Raw genomic sequence first — 1610 nt, 5'->3', positions numbered from 1 at the left:
TTTATCCACATGACCAGGCCAACTTGCCGGGGGGTTTTTTCCTTGATCCGCGTCACACGGTGATCACAATATGGCCATATTATTTCGAGGGGAACTGCTCAAGGGCATCCGTGCTGCCAATCGGATGTTGCTGTTTGGGGCCGTAGTGGCCGATTCCTTGGTCAGTTCGCAAAAAGTACATTGATTGACCGATCTCATCAGTGAGTTGGAGGGTAGCTTTGTGAAGTCTACGGCGAAATTTGACGACGGCGATAATTTCATGATCGACGGCACCTCACCGCGAAAGCGACGGTCGCCGATAACGACAATCACTACCCGCCTATATGAACGTTTTGGTAAGCGGGTGCTGGATCTGTTTCTACTTTTGATCGCCCTGCCGGTCGTCCTGCCTGTGGTGCTGATTATCGGACTGCTGGTCCGGTCAGACGGTCACACTGCCCTGTTTCATCAAGACAGGGTCGGCAAAGGCGGGACGCTGTTTCGCGTGTGGAAGTTTCGGACGATGGTGCCCGATGCGGAAACCGAGCTCTCCAAATATTTGGCTGAGAACCCCCAAGCCGCCGAAGAATGGCACAAGTATCAAAAGCTGCGGGACGATCCGCGTATCACACCGCTGGGCCGGTTCCTGAGAGCCAGCTCACTCGATGAATTGCCGCAATTGTGGAATGTCGCAGTCGGCGACATGAGCCTGGTGGGTCCGCGTCCGATGTTGCCAAGTCAGGTCTCGCTTTACCCCGGAAGCCACTATTCGTTGATGCGGCCAGGTATCACCGGCACTTGGCAGGTTTCAGACCGGAACGATTCTTCCTTTGCTGTTCGGGGCCGTTTCGACACCGAATACTGGGCGGACCTGTCCTTGAAGGCTGATCTGATTGTTTTGTGGAAGACCATCTTCGCAGTTCTCTCCTGCTCCGGCCGGTAAAACGCTCGGGGTGAACTGCTCAACTGTCGCGCAATAGGCAACCAGTTTGGAGCTACACCAGATATGTATATCCCTTTCACCTATGCGGCGAACTGCAAGCGTAACACGGCAAGAGGACGCCCGTTCTTTGTCGATAATCTGGCTGACGACTTCCTGATACTGGCTGTTGCCTTTGTGCCGGTCTCCGGGTCACCATTGGCTGCCTTTGTCGGTCTGCTATTGCTGCATTTCTCGCTGTGGGCGATTTATGAAGCCGGCTATTTTGAGAATGACCTTGTTGCGGCTACGATTGAGCCGGACGGAAAAATACCAAAGCGGTTTAGCGAATTCCGCGACCATTTCTCCGAGCCTGTGTCTTGGGTCGTGGCCCTCGTTCTGGGCGTCGCGGCGATCTGGGTCTTCGTGACGGGCGAACTCATTCCGCGCGCGGCCGAGGCAACAGTCCTAGCCGCGGGGCTGATCCCTTTGTTGCTATGGATGACGGTCCTTGTTGGGCTGCGTCTGACTTACCGAGCCTACAATCACATCGACAAGGCAAGCCGGGTCGTCCTCTATCTGCCGCTTCAACTTTTCAAGTATGGCTTCGGGGCCGTTTTTCTAGTGCTTTCACCGGCCGGTGCGGCGCTGATATTCGCGCAGGTTTTCAGGCGCTGGGTCCCCTATATCGTCTATCGCAACATCGGCGGCC

2 protein-coding genes are annotated in these 1610 nt (G+C 55.4%); both read left to right on the top strand.

Annotated elements, in window-relative coordinates; all coding sequences use genetic code 11:
- Nucleotides 1-184: 184 nt before the first annotated feature.
- A complete protein-coding gene (locus WA989_RS07450) occupies nt 185-922 on the top strand; it encodes a sugar transferase (RefSeq protein ID WP_424339874.1) in 738 nt (245 codons plus the stop codon).
- 63 nt (nt 923-985) lie between these two features.
- Nucleotides 986-1610: hypothetical protein (locus WA989_RS07445; protein WP_424339873.1), on the top strand; the 625-nt coding region annotated here is incomplete at its 3' end.

The sequence above is a fragment of the Henriciella sp. genome, from assembly GCF_049649345.1.
Taxonomy (GTDB): Bacteria; Pseudomonadota; Alphaproteobacteria; order Caulobacterales; family Hyphomonadaceae; genus Henriciella.
This window is presented reverse-complemented; position numbering and strand designations above follow the sequence as displayed.